The 3,122-nt window shown below is 70.9% G+C and carries 3 protein-coding genes; 2 read left to right on the forward strand and 1 reads right to left on the reverse strand.

All coding sequences use genetic code 11. The annotated features are described in order from the left end of the window. Window positions 1–90: 90 nt before the first annotated feature. Complete coding sequence (locus EHS43_RS41170; RefSeq protein ID WP_260470948.1) at window positions 91–1,494, reverse strand: MFS transporter; 1,404 nt, start codon at window positions 1,492–1,494, stop codon at window positions 91–93. Window positions 1,495–1,646: 152 nt separating this feature from the next. Here EHS43_RS41170 and EHS43_RS41175 point away from each other — a divergent pair, with 152 nt between their 5' ends. Next, the gene (locus tag EHS43_RS41175) at window positions 1,647–2,132 is read left to right on the forward strand and encodes a helix-turn-helix domain-containing protein (RefSeq protein ID WP_125195630.1); all 486 of its coding nucleotides are present in this window, start codon (window positions 1,647–1,649) and stop codon (window positions 2,130–2,132) included. 68 nt (window positions 2,133–2,200) lie between these two features. Continuing rightward, on the forward strand, window positions 2,201–3,122 hold a 922-nt coding region (locus EHS43_RS41180), incomplete at its 3' end, for a DMT family transporter (RefSeq protein WP_148104248.1).

Here is a 3,122-nt window from a genome sequence, read left to right on the forward strand (position 1 = left end):
GGGCGGGTCGGGACACGCGGTGATCCTATGAGAGCCCGCCACCGCGCACCGGCCGTCCGCGGGAGGTGCCCCGGTGGATGCCGACGCGTGTCAGCGAGCCTCGGTCACCGAGCCGGCGTGGAGGTTCGGTTCGTCGCGGACCAGGCGGTCGCGGGCCGCGCCGCGGGTGATCCGGGCACCGACGACGGCGGTCACGAGGGCCAGTGCCGCCGCCACCAGCCAGGCCGCGCGGAACTCCTGGCGCTGCGCGGGGCCGACCTGGGCCCCGACGACGGCGACGAGGAGGGCGACGCCCACCGTGGCGGATATCTGCCGCACGGAATTGACCAGTGCCGATCCGGTGGCCGAGCGGTGCCCGGGCAGGGAACTGACGCCCGCGGCCACCAGGGTGCCCAGGGTCAGTCCCACCCCCACGCCGCCCAGGACCTGACTGGGCAGCAGATCGAGCCAGTACGCGGGGCGTACGGAGGCGAAGCAGGCGCGCCAGAGCATGGCGGCGGCGAAGAGCAGTCCGCCGACCGTGATGAGCGGTCCGTGGCCCAGGCGGCGTGCGGCGCGGGCGGTGAGCACGGTGACGACGGGGACCAGGGCAGGGCCCGGCACCATGGCCACTCCCGTGCGCAGAGCGCTCCAGTGCCAGATCTCCTGGCACCACAGCACGTTCGACAGAAGCATGATGGCGAAGGCGACACCGAAGACGAAGGTGCCGATGCTCGCGGTGCCGAACGACGGCAGTCGCAGCAGGTGGAGTTCGAACAGCGGGTGGCTGTGCCTGAGCGAGCGGACGACGAAGGCGGCGCCGCTGATCAGGGCCGCCGCGAACAGCAGCAGGCTCCTGCTGTCCGACCAGCCCCAGTCGGGGGCCTGCACGAGCGCACCGGACAGCGCGGCGACGGAGACGGTGACCAGCAGGGCGCCCAGTACGTCGGGCAGGCGCCCGTCCTCCCGTCGTGTCGTCGGGGGCAGGACCCGAAGGCCCGCCGCCACGGTGGCGATACCGATGGGCACGTTGATCACGAAGACCCAGCGCCAGTCGACCTGGACCAGCAGGCCGCCGGCGACGGGGCCGGTCGCGGCGGCGAGGCCGCCGACAGCGGCCCAGTTGCGGGTGGCGTGCGTGCGGTTCTCGGTGGGCACGGTGGCGAGCAGGAGTGCCAGGGAGGTGGGCAGTTGGGCCGCGGCGCCCACTGCTTGCAGGGCCCGGGCAGCCACCAGGATCCAGAGGTCGGGCGCGAGGGCGCAGGCCAGTGAGGCGAGCGTGAAGACGGCGACTCCGGCGAGAAACACCGGCCGCTGTCCGATCCGGTCTCCCATCCGGCCCGCCACCACGAGCAGGGCCGCCAGGGCGATGGCGTAGGCGTTGAGGACCCAGGACAAGGATCCCAGCGTGGTGGCTCCGCCCTGGGAGGAGGCGAAGGACGAGCCCATGGCCGGGAGCGCCACGTTGACGATCCAGAGATCGAGGTTGGTCATGAAGACCGCCAGCAGGATCACGACTGAGGCGACACGGCGCTTTGAAAACCAAACCGACTGGGTCATGCGACCAGACAAACACGACTGGGTTTGATATTCAAACCATGGAGCGGCCGGAGGGCTCGGAATTGCCTAAGCTTTGATAATCAAAGCATGGAGCGCATACTCGCATCGTGACGACGCACCGCATCGACCCGTACGAGGTACCCGGCCGCCCCTGCTCGATCGCCGCCGCGCTCCAGGTGGTCGGCGACCGCTGGTCCCTCCTGGCCGTCCGGGAGGTCTCGCTCGGAAACCACCGGTTCCGCCAGATCGCCAAGAACACCGGCGCCCCCACCGACCGGCTGTCCGCCCGACTTAAGAGCCTGGTGGCGGACGGGGTCCTGGAGCGCCGCCCGCTGCCCGACGAGCCGCGCCACGACGGCTACCACCTCACCGAGGCGGGCCGCGACCTGCTCGGCGTCATCCACGAGCTGCTGCGCTGGGGCGACCGCTGGCTCACCACCTCGTCCCCGCTGCGACTGCTCCACCATGAGCACGACTTCACCCCCCGGGCCGTCTGCGACCGCTGCGGCGAGACGGTCTCCCCCGAGGACATGCACGCCGAGGTGACAGCCGAGGGCTGGACGCTGCGGGGACCCGCCGACACCGACACGTAAGAGAATGTGTGGCATTGGAAAGAAACTACTAAATTGTTCTTTTCGGTGCCCGGTGGGACGTTGGAGAAGTGAACCTCCACCTCGCTTCCCCGCGCTTCCTCGCACTGGCGGGCACCGTCGTGCTGTGGGCCTCGGCCTTTCCCGCGATCCGAGTCGGCGTCGACGGGCTGGGCCTCGCCGCGCTGTCCTTCCTCAGGCTCGCCATCGCGGCCGCGGCACTGCTCGTCCTCGCTCCGTTCGCCGGAGTACGTCTGCCCCGCAGAAGCGATCTCCCCCTGATCTCGATGTGTGGGCTCAGCGGCATGACCGCCTACCAGATCCTGCTGAACTGGGGTGAGATACATGTCGAGGCGGGAACGGCGAGCCTGCTGATCGCCGTCGCCCCGGTGTTCAGCGTGCTGCTCGCCGGCGTCTTCCTCGCGGAGCCGCTCACCCGCAATGTCGTCGTGGGCAGTGTCATCGCCATCGCCGGCACTGCCGTCGTCACCCTGGCCGAAGGCTTCTCCGGCTTCAGCGCGGCCTCCCTGGTCGTCCTGGCCGCCGCCGTCGTCCAGGGCGTCTACCACTTCGCCAGCAAGCCGCTGCTGCGGCGCTACACCGGCCTGGAAGTGGCGACGTACGCCATGGTGGCGGGCACGCTCTTCGCCCTGCCCCTGCTGCCCTGGACCGTCGGCGCAGTGGTCAGCGCTCCGGCCGGCGCCCTGGGGGCGGTGCTCTTCCTGGGGCTGCTCCCCTCCGCGCTCGGGTTCGTGATCTGGGGGTACGCCGTGGCCCGGCTGCCCATGGCGGCCTCCACCGCGGCGCTGTATCTGGTGCCGCCGGTCGCGCTGCTCGTGTCGTTCGTATGGCTGGGCGAGACCCCGCATCCGATCGAGCTGATCGGAGGCGCGATCGCTGTGGCCGGTGTGGTTCTGATCAACCGTCGCAGGGCGGTGGCGGCCGGCGCCCGGGAGCCGCAGACCGTACCGACGGTGGCGACTGCGCCGGGGG

The sequence above is a fragment of the Streptomyces sp. RP5T genome (assembly GCF_003933965.1).
In the GTDB taxonomy this organism is placed as follows: domain Bacteria; phylum Actinomycetota; class Actinomycetes; order Streptomycetales; family Streptomycetaceae; genus Streptomyces.